Here is a 1,087-nt window from a genome sequence, read left to right as displayed (position 1 = left end):
AGGCAGGGACCGGAGGATGAGAGCGGCAATACAGCGCCGGACTACCATCCGGGCATCGGCAACGCACCGGCAGCATCGTCCGCAGCGGCGGCTGAAACCGATACGACAGAAGCAGCAGACACTACAACAGCGGAAACAGAAGACGTGCTCGCATGGCTGGAAGAAACCGATGCGGCTGTACAGGCGACGGCAGATATTACAACGGAGCTGGTCAAGTACAACCCGTACCGTTATGCAGGCTACTACTGGGATCGGAAGACGCAGCTGTACTTCCTGCAGGCGCGCTATTATGACCCTCGGAACGGCCGTTTCCTCTCGGCAGACAGCTACCGGGGCGAAGTGGAGCAGCCGCTCAGCCTGAACCTGTATATTTACTCGCTGAACAATCCGGTGAACTATGTGGACCCGACTGGTCACATGAGCTGGTGGCAGGTGGACGACCTGGCCAAGGGGATCATCTCCTCGCTGGGATCGATCAAGGACCTCTTCAGCTGGAGTACACTGGATACGCTGTGGGAGACGATTAAGGCGGTCTACAAGGGTAAAATCTCGCTGCGGGACATTGCCCGGGAAGCGGCAGGGTCGGTGCTGCAGCCGTTCAACTACCTGATCCGGAACACGAATCATGTCTGGAAGGGAAAGCCATCTGACAAAGAGGTGAAGCAGTACGGCAAGGAGCTTGGCAACGTGCTGCAGATGGTGGCAGGCAGCGGCGGAGCGCTGAAGATCATGAGCAAGGTCATCCCGGGCCTGCAGAAGCTTGCAGCCAAGCTGCCGAAGAAGAAGGTCCGTCAGGAGCCGAAGAAGACGCCTCGCCAGGAACCAAGGAAGACGCAGAACAAGAATGCCATTACGTGCAACTGCTTCACAGCCGGGACGAAGGTTCTCACAGACGAAGGGGAGAAGCCTATCGAGGAAATCGAGGTAGGTGACAAGGTTCTCGCCAAGGATGAGAATAACCCTGATGGGGAATTGGCTTACAAGGAAGTAACAGCTTTATACCGCAACCAACGTGATGATATTATTAAATTGCATGTTGGATTGCAAGTCATCGAGACGACAGACAATCATCCATTCTGGGTTGAAG

The 1,087-nt window shown here is 55.7% G+C and carries 1 protein-coding gene; it reads left to right on the top strand.

Translation table 11 applies throughout. From position 1 onward, the window contains the following. The coding region (locus L1N82_RS18380) for an RHS repeat-associated core domain-containing protein (RefSeq protein WP_235288927.1) at positions 1–1,087 on the top strand (1,087 nt) is incomplete at both ends.

The organism is Paenibacillus tarimensis, assembly GCF_021532315.1.
In the GTDB taxonomy this organism is placed as follows: domain Bacteria; phylum Bacillota; class Bacilli; order Paenibacillales; family Paenibacillaceae; genus Paenibacillus_I; species Paenibacillus_I tarimensis.
This window is presented reverse-complemented; position numbering and strand designations above follow the sequence as displayed.